Consider the following 14,323-nt stretch of genomic DNA (forward strand, 5'->3'; position numbering starts at 1 on the left):
AGGCCGTGTGATCGGCGCTGACCGTGCTCGTCACTCCGTTGTGGACCACCGCGACCGCGAACCTTCCACGCGCGTGAGTTCCGCGCTCAGGCGAGCACCACCTTGCCCAGTTCGGCCGGGGTCGCCAGGAGGTCGTGCCGCGGGAGGATCCGCACGGTGTACCCGAGCGAGCCCGCCCGGGGCAGGCGCAGCGTCGCGGTGTACTCGCCCTCCGGGGACGGCTCCATCGGCACCGTCATGGGCTCCGCCAGCTCGTCGGTGTCACCCACCCGGCCGACCACCGTCTGGACCTCCACTTCGGACGGTGCCAGCCCGGCCAGGTCCACCTTCGCCCGTACCCGGACCTCGTCGCCGACCACCAGGCGTTCCTGCGCCTCCACGGTCAGCTCGGTGTCCAGCACCCGCACCTGTCGCCACACCGCGTCGACCCGCCGCCGGTACTCGGCCAGCGACCGGGCGCCCAGGTAGCCGTCCGCGGCCGCCGACGCACTGGTGACCGCCGCCGGGTGGTAGGCCGTCTCCACGTACTCGCGCACCATCCGCGACGCCTGCACCCGGGGCCCGAGCACGTCGAGCGTGTGCCACACCATCGACATCCACCCGCGCGGCACACCCGAGTCGTCCCGCTCGTAGAACAGCGGCGCCACCTGCTGCCCCAGCAGGTCGTACAGGGCGGCCGACTCCAGCTCGTCCCGGCGCAGCGGGTCGGTCACCCCGTCCGCGGTCGGGATGGCCCATCCGTTGCTGCCGTCGTAGCACTCGTCCCACCAACCGTCCTTGATGGACAGGTTGAGCCCGCCGTTGAGCGCCGACTTCATGCCCGACGTGCCGCACGCCTCCAGCGGCCGCGTCGGGTTGTTCAGCCACACGTCACAACCGCGGTAGAGGTAACGCGCCATCGACATGTCGTAGTCGGGCAGGAACACCATCCGCCGCCGCACCGCGGGGTCGTCGACGAACCGCACGACCTGCTGGATCAGCGCCTTGCCGCCCTCGTCGGCCGGGTGCGACTTGCCCGCGACGACGATCTGCATCGGCCGCTCCTCGTCGAGCAGCAGCGCCCGCAGCCGTTCCGGATCGCGCAGCATCAGCGTCAGCCGCTTGTAGGTGGGCACGCGGCGGGCGAACCCGACGGTCAGCACGTCCGGGTCGAACACCTGGTTCACCCAGCCCAGCTCGAGCGCCGACGCGCCCCGCTGCAGCCACGCGTTGCGCACCCGCCGCCGCACCTCGAGCACCAGCTTCTGCCGCAGGTCCCGCCGCAGCGCCCACAGCTCCTCGTCGGACACGCCCATCTGGCTGGGCAGCTTGCCGTCGTGCCCCCACGCCTTGTGCTTGCCGCCGAGCAGAGCGGTCAGCTCCCGCGCCACCCAGGTCGGGCCGTGCACGCCGTTGGTGACCGACGAGATCGGCACCTCGGCGTCGTCGAACCCGGGCCACAGCCGCGCGAACATGCGCCGCGACACGCGCCCGTGCAGCTGGGACACGCCGTTGGACCGCTGCGCCAGCCGCAAGCCCATGTGCGCCATGTTGAACATGCCCGGGTTGTCCTCGGCTCCGAGCGCCAGAATGCGCTGCAGCTCCAGCCCGGGCAGCAGACGGCCGTCGCCGAAGTAGTGCTGCACCAGGTCCACCGGGAACCGGTCGATGCCGGCCGGCACCGGGGTGTGCGTGGTGAACACCGTGCCAGCGCGCACCGCGGACAGCGCCTCGTCGAAGGCGAGACCGTGCTCGTCGATCACCTCTCGCGCCCGCTCCAGGCCGAGGAACCCGGCGTGCCCCTCGTTGGTGTGGAACACCTCCGGCTGCGGGTGGCCCGTCAGCTCGCAGTAGCGGCGCACCGCGCGCATGCCGCCGATGCCGGCCAGGATCTCCTGGCGGATGCGGTGGTCGGCGTCGCCGCCGTAGAGCCGGTCGGTGACGCGGCGCAGGTCCTCGTCGTTGGCCTCGACGTCGGTGTCCAGCAACAGCAACGGCACGCGCCCGACCTGCGCCTGCCACACCTGCGCGTACAGGTCGCGCCCGCCGGGCATCGCGACGTGCACCAGCGCCGGCTCGGAGTCCTCGCCGGTGAGCAGTTCCAGCGGCAGCGCGCTCGGCTCGATCACCGGGTAGTGCTCGACCTGCCAGCCGTCCAGCGACAGCGACTGGCGGAAGTACCCCGACCGGTACAGCGGGCCGACGCCGATCAGCGGCACGCCCAGGTCGGAGGCGGCCTTGAGGTGGTCACCGGCGAGCACGCCGAGACCGCCCGAGTAGTTCGGCAGCGCCTCGTGCACGCCGAACTCCATCGAGAAGTAGGCGATCGCGTCCGGCGACTGCTCCCCCTGCGGCCGCTGCTGGTACCACCGGTCCTCGGTGAGGTAGCGCTCCAGGTCCTCGCTCATCGCGCGGACGCGGGTGAGGAAGTCCTCGTCCCCGGCCAGCTCCTCCAGCCGCGCGGGCGGCACCGCGGTGAGCATCCGGAGCGGGTCCCGCACGCGCCGGAACAGGTCGTCGTCCATGGACGCGAACAGGTCACGGGTCGGCGGGTGCCACGTCCAGCGCAGGTTGGTGGCCAGCGCGCGCAACCCGGCCAGCGGCTCGGGCAGGCTCGCGCGGACGGTGAACCGGCGGATTGCTCTCATGAGGATCGACGATATCGGTAAGGTGCGCTGCGACAAGCGTGACGAACATCGAGGGGGCCGGGGTGCGGCGATCGCTGGTGGCGCTGACCGGGGTGGTGGCGCTGGGGCTGGCCGGTTGCAGCGACGGCAAGAGCGCCTCGGTGTCCGAGGGTGACGTCGCCGGCCTGCCGATCACCCACTTCGAGAGCGGGCTCAAGCCGACCGCGCCCGATCCGGACCTCGAGGTGACCAACGTCAGCAGCGACGAGGCGGACCGGGTGGCCGTCGCCACCATCGCCGACGTCGAGGACTACTGGGCCGACACCCTCCCGGCGAGCTTCGACATGCCGTTCGAGCCGGTGAAGTCACTGCTGTCCTACGACTCCGAGGGCGAGAACCAGGAGAACGGCTGCGGCGACACCAGGGGCAACGCGAACGCCTTCTACTGCAGCGTGGACGACTCGGTGGCCTGGGACCGCGGCGTGCTGCTGCCCACGATGATGGACCAGTTCGGGCCGCTGTCGGTGGTCACCGTGCTGGCGCACGAGTTCGGCCACGCGGTGCAGTACCGGCTCGGTGACAAGGCCGGCATCAGCCGCAACACCCCCACGATCGTCAAGGAGCAGCAGGCCGACTGCTTCGCCGGCGGCTACTACCGCTGGGTCGTCGAGGGCAAGAGCAAGTACTTCGCGGTGTCCACCTCCGACGGGCTGAACTCCGCCCTGTCGTCGCTGTTCCTGGTGCGCGACAGCGCGGGCACGTCGGCGACCGACCGGTCCGCGCACGGCACCGGGTTCGACCGGACCTACGCCTTCCAGATCGGCTTCGAGCAGGGGCCCAAGGAGTGCGCGGGGATGACGCTGGACAACATCCAGCCGCGGCTGACCGAGCGGCCCTTCGACACCGGTGACCGGGACGGCGACATCGAGGTCGACCAGGACGCGATCGACCTGCTGGCCGACAGCCTCGACCAGGCGTTCGCGGGCGCCAAGGTGCAGGCGCCGGAGATCGTCGACGGCGGCGCGTCCTGCCCCAACGGCGCGTCCACCCCGCCCGCCACGTACTGCACGAGCGACAACACGGTGCGGATCGACCTGCCCGCGCTGGCCGAGCTGGGGCAGCCGGTGGACCAGGAGGGCGAGTTCACCGGGTCCAGCAGCGGCGGGCACGGCGACTTCGCGGCGTTCTCCGAGGTCGCGTCCCGGTACGCGATGGGCATCCAGAAGGGCGTCGGCGCTTCGCTGGACAACGCCAACGCCGGGCTGCGCACCGCGTGCCTGGTCGGGGCGTGGGCCGCGGTGGCCGCGCAGGAGGGTCAGCAGATGCGGCTGTCGGCGGGCGACCTGGACGAGGCGATCTCGGACCTGCTGCGGCCGGATTCGCTGGTCGCGGCCGACGTCGAGGGCAAGCCGGCGGCCAGCGGGTTCAACCGGGTCGAGGCCATGCGCACCGGCTACCTGCAGGGCTCGGGGCCGTGCAGCACCCAATACGGCTGAGTCAGCCAGTACGGCTGAGCCGTCAGCCGATGAAGTCGCCGGTGGCCTTGCGTACCTTGGTGAGCAGGTCGGACAGCTGCTCGGTCTGCTTCGGCGTGAGGCCGACGAGCCCGAAGTCGATCGCGGTGACCGCCTTCGTCGCCTCCTCCAGCCGGGCGTGACCGTCGTCGGTGATCTCCACCAGCGTGGTGCGCCGGTCGGTCGGGTGCGGCACCCGCTTGACCAGCCCGTCCTTCTCCAGCCGGTCCACGATGTTGGTGACGCTGGTGGGGTGCAGCTGCAGCCGCTCGCCCATCACCCGCATCGGCAGCGCGCCGCGGCGGGCGAAGGACAGCAGCACGAGCGCCTCGTAGCGGGCGAAGGTCAGGCCGTGGGGCTTGAGCGCGCCGTCGACGGCCGACTGGACGATCTGCTGCACCCGCATCACGCCGGTGACCGCCGCCATCGTCGCGGACGGCCCGATCCGGTCCTCCCACAGCTGCGCGGCGCGGGCGATCGGGTCGAAAGGCAGCGGGCGGTTCATGGCAGGGAAGCTACCAGCGGGTTCTTGACCGAGGGGGCAGGGTAGTGCGCAAAGTGTCGCAAGTGTGAGGAGAGCCGATGATCGTCGCGTTCAGCGTGAGCCCGTCCGGCGGTGACCCGGACGGCGGGGTCAGCGAAGCGGTCGCCAGGGCGGTGAAGGTCGTCCGCGATTCGGGCCTGCCGAACTCGACCAACGCGATGTTCACCAACGTCGAGGGGTCCTGGGACGAGGTCATGGACGTGGTGAAGCGGGCGGTGGAGGCGGCCGGCGAGGGCGCGGCCCGGGTGTCGCTCGTGCTCAAGGCCGACATCCGGCCGGGCTTCGACAGCGGTCAGCTGGAAGCGAAAGTGGAGCGGCTGGAAGAGCACCTCCGGTGAAACGCCGGACAGTACATGCCAGGATGGAAGCGTGACAAATCCACGCGCATCAGCAGCGAAGTCAGCCGCCATGTCCGCCGCGCTGTCCGGCGCGGTGGATCTGTCCGCGCTCAAGGCCAGGGCCGAGGCCCAGCGCAACGCCCCGCCGCCGTCGAGCGGCGCCCCGGCCGGGGGTGGCGGCGCCGGTGCCGCGGTCATCGACGTCACCGAGGCCACGTTCCAGGCCGAGGTCGTCGAGCGGTCGCTGCAGCAGCTCGTCGTGGTGGACCTGTGGGCCGAGTGGTGCGGGCCGTGCAAGCAGCTGAGCCCGGTGCTGGAGCGGCTGGCCGAGCAGTCCGGCGGGGCCTGGGTGCTGGCGAAGGTCGACGTGGACGCCAACCCGCGGATCGCGCAGGTGTTCGGGGTCCAGTCGATCCCGACGGTGGTGGCGATCGCCGGCGGGCAGCCGGTCAACGCGTTCTCCGGCGCGCTGCCGGAGAACGAGATCCGGCAGTGGCTGGACCAGCTGCTGGAGGCGCTGAAGGGCAAGCTGCCGGGCATCCCGCCGTCGGGTGCCGGTGGCGCCGAGGAGCCCGAGGACCCGCGTTTCACCGAAGCCGAGGCCGCGTTCGAGCGCGGTGACTTCGCCGCCGCCGAGGCCGCCTACCAGCGGATCCTGGACGTCGAGCCGGCCAACGAGCTGGCGAAGGCCGGTCTGGCGCAGGTGCGGTTCGCCGCCCGCGCCGCCGAGGCCGACCCGACGGCCGTCGCCCGCGCCGACGCCGCCCCCGACGACCTGGAGGCCCAGTTCGCGGCGGCCGACTACGAGGTGGCGACGGGCAAGGTCGAGGACGGTTTCGCGCGGCTCATCGAGGCGGTGCGCCGCACGGCTGGCCCGGAGCGCAACCGCGTGCGCGAGCACCTGGTGAGCCTGTTCGAACTGTTCGACCCCGCGGACGACCGAGTGGCGGCGGCGCGCCGGAACCTGGCGTCGGCCCTGTTCTGAATCAGCGCTGTTCTGAGGCAGCGTTCCCCGCGCCGTGGAGTGCGGCGCGGGGAGTGCGCCTCACCAGGGGATGACGCCCTCGTCGTCGAAGAAGCCACCGCGCGGCCCGTCGTCGGGCAGGGTGGCGAGCCGGATAGCGATGGCCGCGCCCTGTTCGGGAGTCCGGGGCGCGGTGAAGCCGGTGAAGTCGGTCGCGACGTAACCGGGGCACGCGGCGTTGACGATGACGTTCGTGTCGGCGAGCGCGCGGGCGTACTGCACGGTGATGCTGTTGAGCATCGACTTCGACGGCGCGTACGCGGCCATCACCGGGCCGGTCCGCAGTGCCAGCGAGCCCATGTTGCTGGACATGTTGACGATGCGCGGCGAGCCGGCGCGCCGCAGCAGCGGGAGCATCGCGTTCGTCACCCGGACGACGCCGAACACGTTGGTGTCGAGGACGGTCCGGACGACGTCGAGGTCCAGTGTGGTCGGATCCTGCGCGCCGCCGTCGGTCCGGCCGCCGATGCCCGCGTTGTTGACCAGGACGTCGAGCCGTCCCGCTCTGCGCTCGATCGCCGCCGCGGCCGCCGCGACGCTGTCGTCGGAGGTGACGTCGAGGGCCACCCCGAACGTGTCGGCGCCCGCGGCACGCAGCCGTTCGACAGCCTCCTCGCGGCGGGCGTCGTCGCGAGCCCCCACGGCGACCGTGTAGCCGATCGCGCCGAGCCCCTGCGCGATCGCGTAACCGATTCCCTTGTTCGCGCCGGTGACCAGCGCGATCTTCGTGTCGTTCACGCGGCCCATGCTCGGCGCGCGGGGACGCGCTGTCCAAGATCAGCTCGCAATCCTGTGATACTCGGCAGGTATCAGCGCGCGTAGGCTCGAAACCGTGCGTGATCTGGAAACCCGCGAGCTCCGGTACTTCGTCACCGTCGCGGAGGAGCTGCACTTCGGCCGCGCCGCGGAGCGGCTCGGGATCGCGCAGCCGCCGCTCTCCCGCGCCATCCGGCAGCTGGAACAGCGGCTCGGCGCCCGGCTGCTCGACCGCGACCGCCGCGGGGTGGCGCTGACCGACGCCGGGCGGGTGCTTCTCCGCGAAGCCAGGGTGGCCCTCGACGCGGTCACGGCCGCCGCGCACCGCACACGCCGCGCCGCCGACCCGAACCGGCCGCTGGTGCTCGTGACGAAAGCCGGGGCGTCACACGAACTCTTGCAGCGGCTTCTGGACGCCGTCGCGGCCGAACCGGACGTGCCGCGGGTCGAGGTCCTCCTGTGCGAAGTGGGCGAGCAGGCCGGGTTGCTGCGCGACGGGCAGGCCGACGTGGCGATCATGCACCGCCCGTTCGACGACCTCACCGGCTTCGACACCGAAGACCTCGTCGTCGAAGGGCAGGTCGCGATCCTGCCCGCGGCGCACCCGCTCGCGGCCCGCTCGCAGCTCACCCTCGCCGACGTCAGCGACGTCCCGGACCTGCCGATCGCGCGGTGGCCCCGACTCGACGGCACCTACCCGGCCGGCCCTGGCCCGGAGGTGCGCACGCAGTCGCAGCTGGCCCAGCTCGTGGCGCTGGGGCGGACGCTGCTCGTCATCCCCGCGTCCAGCCGGGCCTGGCAGTGGCCGGAGCACGTGGCGGTGCCCGTCGTCGACGCGCCGGAGGTCACGACCGTGCTCGCCTGGCCGGCGAGCAGCCGCTCCCCCGCGGTCGCCGCGCTCATCCGCTCGGCGGCCGATCTCTACGCAGCTCCGTGACAGCACGAAGCGCCGCAACCACCCGGCGTGGCTGCGGCGCTTCGCGGGAAGATCAGGCGGAGACGGTGTCCCGGACGATGAGGCCCGTGCCGCCGTAGGTGAGGCGCTCCGGGCCGTCCAGCTTGCCCGTGCGCAGCGCCCACGTCTCGAACCACCAGGTGAACAGCGGCGGGATGCTGGCGAGCAGCGCGGTGATCACCACGCGCGGGCGCCAGCCCAGCGGCTTGAACACGGCCAGCGTGACGATCAGGTACACGACGAAGACGACGCCGTGGACCATGCCGAGCACCGGCACGCCGCCCTCGTTCGGGGCGTCGACGACGTACTTCAGGAACATCCCGATCAGCAAACCCGCCCAGGACAGCGCCTCGGCGACGGCGGCCACGCGGAACACGAGAGCGGCCTTGCTGGTCACTGCTTTCCTCCTTGTGAGAAGCACATGAGAAAACGTCCGACTCCGGTTACGTCAACCACGCTGTCGGACGCTTCGGTACCCAGTGTGAGGCGTGATGGTCCTCACTGGAACTCCGGGGGTCGTGATCATCATCACGAGCCGCTGTCCACAGAGGATTCCGGTAGCCACACGGTCACGTGGAGTCCACCGGACGGCCGGGCTTCCACGCTCACCCCTCCGCCGTGGGCGGTGGCGACCGCGTGCACGATCGACAACCCGAGCCCGGCGCCGGATTCGGTGCGCAGCCGCGCGCCCGCCCCGCGCACGAACGGTTCCAGCAACCGCTCGGCGTCGTCCGGCACCACGCTGCCGGTGTTCGAGACGCACAACACAACCTGCCCGTCGGCCCTGCCGGTCGTCACCTCGATGCGGCCGCCGGGGTGGTTGTAGCGGACGGCGTTGTCGACCAGGTTGCCCACCATTCGTTCCAGCAGCACGGGTTCGCCGTCGGTGAGCGCGGGCGCCAGCTCGGACCGCACCTGCAACGAGTGCGTGGCCGAACCGTCGAGCGCCGCCGCGGCCAGAGCGGCCAGGTCGACCCGCTCCCGCGGATGGGACACGGTCTGGCTGCGGGCCAGCACCAGCAGGCCGTCGAGCGTGCGCCGGCTGTGCTCGACCGCGGTGGCGATGTCGCCGGTCATCGCCAGCAGCTCGGCCCGGCTGGGGTCGCCGTCGAGTGTGACGTCGATTGCGGTGCGCACCGTGGTCAGCGGGGTGCGCAGCTCGTGCGCGGCGTTCGCGGTGAACATCCGCTGGCTGTGCAGCACCCGCTCGCGCTCGGCGATGCCTTGCTGGATGCGGTCGAGCATCCCGTTGATCGTGGCGGCCAGGGTGACCAGCTCGTCCGCGGGCGCGGAGACCGGGACGCGCTCGGCGAGGTTCTCCGCGGACAGGCGCCGCGCGGTCGCCGAAATCGCCCGGATCGGGCGCAGCACCCGGCCGGCCACCAGCCAGCCCAGGACCGCGGCCAGCACGGCGACCACGGCGAGCGCGATCGCGGCCTGGCCGAGGAACTCCGAAAGCGCGGCGTCGCGCACCTGGTCGGCGGTTCCGGCCAGTTCGGGCGGGGCGGGCGCGGGATCTGCGGGCGTGCGGATGATGAGCAGCGAGATCCGCCGCTCCAGCTTCGACCGCAGCAGCAGGTAGGTCAGCGCCGTCAGCACGACACCCGCGACCAGGACCAGCCCGGTGTAGAGCAGCGTGAGGCGGCCGCGCGCGCTCAGGTGCACCGGCTGATCCGGTAGCCGGCGCCGGTGACGGTCTCCACGACCGGCGGTTCGCCGAGCTTGCGGCGCAACGTGCCCACGGTGATGCGCACGGCGTTGGTGAACGGGTCGGCGTGCTCGTCCCACACCTTGTCCAGCAACGTCTCCGCGCTCACCACGTCCCCGCGCGCGGCCAAGAGCTGTTCGAGCACGCCGAACTCCTTGGGCGTGAGCTGCAACAGCAGGCCGCCGCGTTCCGCGGTGCGGCGCGCGGGGTCGAGGACGACGTCGGCGGCCCGCAGCACCGGCGGGCGGGCCGGGGCGGTGCGCCGGGCCAGTGCCTGGACGCGGGCGACCAGCTCGGAGAACGCGAACGGCTTGCCCAGGTAGTCGTCGGCGCCGAGGCCGAGCCCCTCGACCCGGTCGGCGACCGACCCGGAGGCGGTGAGCATCAGGATCCGGGCCGTGCCGTCCTCGGCCAGGCGGCGGCACACCGTGTCGCCGTGCACCACCGGCAGGTCGCGGTCCAGCACGACCACGTCGTAGGGCGTGACCGCGCACTTCTCCAGCGCGGCGGCGCCGTCGGCGGCGACGTCCACCGCGAAGCCGTGCCGGCGCAGGCCGGCGACGAGGTACTTGACCAGGGCCGCCTCGTCCTCGACCACCAGAACCCGCACCCGGCCATCTTGGCGGCGCGCGGATATGGATCGCGTATGGACCGGGTATCGGATGACCATCGGTGCCGCTCGGTAGGTGTCGATGGGCAGCCTGAACGACTACGGGCCCAAGATCGTCACGCTGGACACCGGCGGCATCGCCCACGGCCTGGACACCACGGTCGAGATCGCCGAGCGCGCGGGCATCGCGGTGGACTACGCCAACCCCGGCGAGATCAACGGCAGGCCGGTCTACCCCGTCGTCGCCGACCGGGTCTCGATGGGCCGTGCCGTCGGTCACGACGTGCGCGGGTCGGCGAGCGCCGGTCCCGTCGAGGGCGCGCCAGGGCCCGGGCAGTCGGCGATGGTTGACACACCGCCGCCCGGTGGTGTGAAATCCACCCGCTATGACAACGTTGTCGTCGGGTCCGGGCAAGGCGTCGCGGCGCGCCACGATGAACGATGTCGCCCGCCTGGCCGGCGTTAGCATCAAGACGGTCTCGCGGGTCGTCAACGACGAGCCCGCGGTGCACCCGGAGACCGCCGAGCGGGTCCTGGCGGCCATCGACGAGCTGGGCTTCCGGCGCAACCTCGGCGCCCGCAACCTGCGCCGCGGCTCGACCACCGGCACGATCGGCCTGGTCGTGGAGGACGTCGGCAACCCGTTCTACTCCGAGCTCACCCGCGCGGCCGAGAAGGTCGCCACCGCGTTCGGCCGGCACGTGCTGTCCGGCTCGTCGGAGGAGGACTCCGACCGGGAACGCGAGCTGGCTCTGGAGTTCTGCTCCCGTCGCGTCGACGGCCTGCTCATCGTCCCGGCCGGCACCCAGCACGGCTACCTGCTGCCGGAGATGCGCGCCGGCACCCCGGTGGTGTTCGTGGACCGCCCGGCCGGGGACATCGCGGCCGACACCGTCCTGGTCGACAACCGGGGCGGCACCGTCGAGGCGGTCGCCCACCTGGCCCGGCACGGGCACCGGCGGATCGCCTTCGTCGGGGACCGGCCGGACATCTACACCGCCGCCGAGCGCCTGCGCGGCTACCGCGAGGGGTGCGTCCGCGCCGGGCTGCGCTTCGACGAGCGGCTGGCCATCCTGCGCCCGCCGACCAGGCAGAGCGTCGCCGACGCGGTCGCGCGCCTGCTCGCCGACCCCGACCCGGCCACCGCGATCATCGCCGGCAACAACCGCGTCACCGTCCACCTGCTGCGGGCGCTGGCCCACGTCACGCCGCGCCCGGCCGTCGTCGGTTTCGACGACTTCGAACTCGCCGACCTGCTCGACCCGCCGGTGACCGTCGTCGCGCACGACGTGAGCCGTCTCGGGTCGGCGGCGGCCGAGCTGTTGTTCGCCCGCATCAACGGCGATGCCTCCGCACCGAGAAAGGTTGTCCTGCCCGTGCACCTCGTTCCCCGCGGCTCCGGTGAGGTGGCCCCGTGACCGCCCCGATCAAGCTCCCGGCCAACCAGCCGGCCCAGTTCTACCGCGGCGGCGCGGCCATCGCCGCGCTGCGCGGAGTGTCCGAACAGGACTCCGCGTTCGGCCCGGAGGACTGGGTCGCCTCGACCACGACCCGCTTCGGCCAGGAGGAGGCCGGGCTGACCCGGCTGCCGGACGGCCGCTGGCTGCGCGACGCGGTCCGCGACGACCCGGAGTCCTGGCTCGGCGCCGAGCACGTGGCCGCCTTCCACGACTCCACCGCGCTGCTGGTCAAGCTGCTCGACGCCGGCCAGCGGCTGCCGGTGCACTTCCACCCCACCGACGCCTTCGCGCGCGAGCACTTCGACTCGCACTTCGGCAAGACCGAGGCCTGGATCGTGGTCGGCACCAGCGGCGACGACCCGCGCGTCTACCCCGGGTTCCGGGAGACGGTCAGCCCAGCCACGGTGAACCAATGGGTGCGCGAGCAAGACACCGACGCGATGCTCGGCGCGCTGAACAGCGTCGCGGTCCGCCCCGGCGACACGGTCTACATCCCGGCCGGTCTGCCGCACGCGATCGGCGCGGGCGTGTTCGTGGTCGAACTCCAGCAGCCGACCGACTTCTCGCTCACCATCGAGTGGCGGAACTTCCTGGACGACCCGGACCAGGGGCACCTCGGACTCGGGTTCGACACCGCGCTGCGGGCCCTGGACACCTCCGGCTGGGACGACGACCGGCTGGCGAGCATCGTCAAGCACACGGCTGAGGAGGAAGGGTCCACTGTGGACCTGCTGGCCGCCGGGTCGGCCGGGTTCTTCCGCGCCGACCAGCTGCGCCCGTCCCCCGCGCTCGCGCTCGACCCGTCCTTCGCCGTGCTGGTGGCGCTCGACGGCGAGGGCACGCTGCGCACCGAGCACGGCGGCGAGATCGCCGTGGCGAAGGGCGAGACGCTGGTCGTGCCGCACGCCGCCGGGCAGCTCGAACTGGCCGGCGAGGTGACCGTCATCCGCTGCCGTCCCCCGGCTCCCGGAGCGCACTGATGACCGACACCGTCCTGCTCGACGCGCGGAACCTGGTCAAGCACTACGGTTCGGTGGAGGCCCTGCGCGGCGCCTCCTTCCAGGCCCGCGCGGGTGAGGTGACCGCACTGATCGGCGACAACGGCGCGGGGAAGTCCACCCTCGTCAAGTGCCTGTCCGGCGCGGAACAACCGACCAGCGGCGAGATCCGGCTGGACGGCAGGACGGTGTCGCTCGACTCGCCGGTGACCGCGCGGCGCCTGGGCATCGAGACGGTGTACCAGGACCTCGCCGTCGCCCCGGAACTCGATCCGGCGGCGAACCTGTTCCTCGGCCGGGAGATCCGCCGGAAGGGCGTCCTCGGCAGGCTCGGCATGCTCGACAAGGCCGAGATGCGGCGGCGCGCGATCGAGGAGTTCCAGCGGCTCGGGGTGACGCTGCAGAGCACCGACGTGCCGATCGGCTCGCTGTCCGGCGGGCAGCGGCAGAGCGTCGCGGTGGCGCGGTCGGTGGTGTGGGCGTCGAAGGTCGTGTTCATGGACGAGCCGACCGCCGCGCTCGGCGTGGTGCAGCGGGAACGGGTGCTGGACGTGATCCGCCGGGTCCGCGACGAGGGCATCGCGGTGGTGCTGATCAGCCACAACATGCCCGAGGTGCTGTCGGTGGCCGACCGGGTGGAGGTGCTGCGGCTGGGCACCCGGGTGGCCCGGTTCGTGGCGGCCGAGACCAAGCTCGAGGACCTGGTGGCGGCGATGACCGGCGCACTGACCCACGAGGAGGCGGCGTGAGCACGGCGGTCCAGACCGAGGTGAGCGGCGGGATCGGCAAGCGGTCCCTGGGGCAGCGGCTGATCGGCGCCAACACGTTCTGGATCGCCCTGGCGCTGCTCGCGCTGATCGCGGTGTTCACCGTGCTCGCGCCGAACGAGTTCGCCACCGTGTTCACATTCCAGACGCTGCTGATCGAGACGTCGGTGCTGCTGGTGCTGTCGGTCGGGATGACGTTCGCGATCATCACCTCCGGCATCGACCTGTCCGTCGGCTCGGTGCTGATCTTCTCCGGCATGGTGTGCGGCAAGACGATGGAGGCCCTGTCCGGCGGCAACGCGAGCGCCGCCGGCTGGGGCGTGATCACCGTCGGGCTGATCGCCGCGGTGCTGGCCGGTACGGCGTGGGGTCTGATCAACGGGTTCCTCATCGCGGTGGCGAAGATCCCGCCGCTGATCGTGACGCTCGGCTCGATGGGCGCCGCGCTCGGGGCGGCGTACCTGCTCAACGGCGGCTCCGACGTGCGCAGCGTGCCGACCACGCTGAACCGCACGCTCGGCTACGGCACGTCGTTCGGCGGCGTCCCGAACCTGGTGCTGGTGGCCGCGGTGATCACCCTGATCGGCGCGTGGCTGCTGCACACGACCCGCTTCGGCCGCTACACCTACGCCGTCGGGTCGAACGCCGAGGCCGCGCGCCGGGCCGGGATCGGGGTGACCGCGCACCTGCTCAAGGTGTACCTGCTGACCGGGTTCCTGGCCGGGGTGGCGGGTTTCCTGTCGCTGGCCTACTACGCCTCGACCACGATCACCGCGCACACCAACGACAACCTCAACGCGATCGCGGCGACCGTGATGGGCGGGACGAGCCTGTTCGGTGGGGTCGGATCGGTGCTGGGCACGGTGATCGGGGTGTTCATCCCGGCCGTGCTGAAGAAGGGCTTCAACATCACGCACGTGCAGGACTTCTGGCAGATGATCGCGGTCGGCGCGGTGCTGGTGGCCGCGGTGTGGTTCGACCAGCGGCGCCGTCGGGCACGCAGTTCCCGCTGAGATCCGTACAACGAGGTAGGGAGAGGGATC

General features: G+C 72.1%; 15 protein-coding genes. 9 read left to right on the plus strand and 6 right to left on the minus strand.

From position 1 onward, the window contains the following. Window positions 1–86: 86 nt before the first annotated feature. Window positions 87–2,627, minus strand: a complete 2,541-nt coding sequence (glgP, locus tag IE290_RS31760) for an alpha-glucan family phosphorylase (RefSeq protein ID WP_191248411.1) — start codon at window positions 2,625–2,627, stop codon at window positions 87–89. A gap of 38 nt (window positions 2,628–2,665) precedes the next feature. Between glgP and IE290_RS31765 the strand changes: the two genes are divergently transcribed. Further along, a complete protein-coding gene (locus IE290_RS31765; RefSeq protein WP_191248412.1) occupies window positions 2,666–4,102 on the plus strand; it encodes a neutral zinc metallopeptidase in 1,437 nt (478 codons plus the stop codon). Between the two features lie 22 nt (window positions 4,103–4,124). On the opposite strand, the gene IE290_RS31770 is transcribed toward IE290_RS31765, so the two are convergent. Continuing rightward, the gene (locus IE290_RS31770; protein ID WP_191248413.1) at window positions 4,125–4,625 is read right to left on the minus strand and encodes a MarR family winged helix-turn-helix transcriptional regulator; all 501 of its coding nucleotides are present in this window, start codon (window positions 4,623–4,625) and stop codon (window positions 4,125–4,127) included. 77 nt (window positions 4,626–4,702) lie between these two features. Here IE290_RS31770 and IE290_RS31775 point away from each other — a divergent pair, with 77 nt between their 5' ends. Then, the gene (locus IE290_RS31775; protein WP_020420187.1) at window positions 4,703–5,002 is read left to right on the plus strand and encodes a thiamine-binding protein; all 300 of its coding nucleotides are present in this window, start codon (window positions 4,703–4,705) and stop codon (window positions 5,000–5,002) included. 31 nt (window positions 5,003–5,033) lie between these two features. Further along, on the plus strand, window positions 5,034–5,987 hold the full coding sequence (trxA, locus tag IE290_RS31780; RefSeq protein ID WP_191248414.1) for a thioredoxin: 954 nt from the start codon (window positions 5,034–5,036) through the stop codon (window positions 5,985–5,987). A gap of 60 nt (window positions 5,988–6,047) precedes the next feature. Here trxA and IE290_RS31785 read toward each other — a convergent pair whose 3' ends face one another. Then, entirely contained in the window at window positions 6,048–6,773 is a 726-nt protein-coding gene (locus IE290_RS31785; protein ID WP_191248415.1) for an SDR family oxidoreductase, read from the minus strand. An 85-nt stretch (window positions 6,774–6,858) separates the two neighbouring features. Here IE290_RS31785 and IE290_RS31790 point away from each other — a divergent pair, with 85 nt between their 5' ends. Next, a complete protein-coding gene (locus IE290_RS31790) occupies window positions 6,859–7,719 on the plus strand; it encodes a LysR family transcriptional regulator (RefSeq protein ID WP_191248416.1) in 861 nt (286 codons plus the stop codon). Window positions 7,720–7,771: 52 nt separating this feature from the next. Here the strand turns inward: IE290_RS31790 and IE290_RS31795 are convergent, their stop codons facing one another. From IE290_RS31795 to IE290_RS31805, 3 genes are all read right to left on the minus strand, one after another. After that, window positions 7,772–8,134, minus strand: a complete 363-nt coding sequence (locus tag IE290_RS31795) for a DUF3817 domain-containing protein (protein WP_094006171.1) — start codon at window positions 8,132–8,134, stop codon at window positions 7,772–7,774. Between the two features lie 131 nt (window positions 8,135–8,265). Beyond that, a complete protein-coding gene (locus tag IE290_RS31800) occupies window positions 8,266–9,402 on the minus strand; it encodes a sensor histidine kinase (RefSeq protein ID WP_229874838.1) in 1,137 nt (378 codons plus the stop codon). Then, window positions 9,393–10,055 carry a response regulator transcription factor gene (locus IE290_RS31805; RefSeq protein ID WP_191248417.1) on the minus strand — a complete coding sequence of 221 codons (663 nt, stop codon included), beginning with the start codon at window positions 10,053–10,055 and terminating at the stop codon, window positions 9,393–9,395. Before IE290_RS31805 ends, IE290_RS31800 begins: the two co-directional genes overlap by 10 nt. Window positions 10,056–10,137: 82 nt before the next feature. On the opposite strand from IE290_RS31805, the gene IE290_RS31810 reads away from it, so the two are divergent. From IE290_RS31810 to IE290_RS31830, 5 genes are read left to right on the plus strand one after another with little or no spacing between them, the layout of a single operon-like run. After that, on the plus strand, window positions 10,138–10,521 hold the full coding sequence (locus IE290_RS31810; protein WP_191248418.1) for a hypothetical protein: 384 nt from the start codon (window positions 10,138–10,140) through the stop codon (window positions 10,519–10,521). After that, a complete protein-coding gene (locus tag IE290_RS31815; RefSeq protein ID WP_191248419.1) occupies window positions 10,490–11,473 on the plus strand; it encodes a LacI family DNA-binding transcriptional regulator in 984 nt (327 codons plus the stop codon). Before IE290_RS31810 ends, IE290_RS31815 begins: the two co-directional genes overlap by 32 nt. Next, entirely contained in the window at window positions 11,470–12,495 is a 1,026-nt protein-coding gene (locus IE290_RS31820) for a class I mannose-6-phosphate isomerase (RefSeq protein WP_191248420.1), read from the plus strand. Before IE290_RS31815 ends, IE290_RS31820 begins: the two co-directional genes overlap by 4 nt. Continuing rightward, the gene (locus IE290_RS31825) at window positions 12,495–13,262 is read left to right on the plus strand and encodes an ATP-binding cassette domain-containing protein (RefSeq protein ID WP_191248421.1); all 768 of its coding nucleotides are present in this window, start codon (window positions 12,495–12,497) and stop codon (window positions 13,260–13,262) included. Before IE290_RS31820 ends, IE290_RS31825 begins: the two co-directional genes overlap by 1 nt. Beyond that, the gene (locus IE290_RS31830) at window positions 13,259–14,293 is read left to right on the plus strand and encodes an ABC transporter permease (protein WP_191248422.1); all 1,035 of its coding nucleotides are present in this window, start codon (window positions 13,259–13,261) and stop codon (window positions 14,291–14,293) included. The genes IE290_RS31825 and IE290_RS31830 overlap by 4 nt, the downstream gene beginning before the upstream one ends. Window positions 14,294–14,323 lie beyond the last annotated feature (30 nt).

Source organism: Amycolatopsis deserti, from assembly GCF_014653945.1.
In the GTDB taxonomy this organism is placed as follows: domain Bacteria; phylum Actinomycetota; class Actinomycetes; order Mycobacteriales; family Pseudonocardiaceae; genus Amycolatopsis_E; species Amycolatopsis_E deserti.

Bases quoted from the DNA above. Each gene is read 5' to 3' on its own strand.
- glgP (WP_191248411.1), bottom strand. From the start codon at position 2,627: ATGAGAGCAATCCGCCGGTTCACCGTCCGCGCGAGCCTGCCCGAGCCG.
- IE290_RS31770 (WP_191248413.1), bottom strand. From the start codon at position 4,625: ATGAACCGCCCGCTGCCTTTCGACCCGATCGCCCGCGCCGCGCAGCTG.
- IE290_RS31775 (WP_020420187.1), top strand. From the start codon at position 4,703: ATGATCGTCGCGTTCAGCGTGAGCCCGTCCGGCGGTGACCCGGACGGC.
- IE290_RS31785 (WP_191248415.1), bottom strand. From the start codon at position 6,773: ATGGGCCGCGTGAACGACACGAAGATCGCGCTGGTCACCGGCGCGAAC.
- IE290_RS31810 (WP_191248418.1), top strand. From the start codon at position 10,138: ATGGGCAGCCTGAACGACTACGGGCCCAAGATCGTCACGCTGGACACC.
- IE290_RS31815 (WP_191248419.1), top strand. From the start codon at position 10,490: ATGAACGATGTCGCCCGCCTGGCCGGCGTTAGCATCAAGACGGTCTCG.
- IE290_RS31825 (WP_191248421.1), top strand. From the start codon at position 12,495: ATGACCGACACCGTCCTGCTCGACGCGCGGAACCTGGTCAAGCACTAC.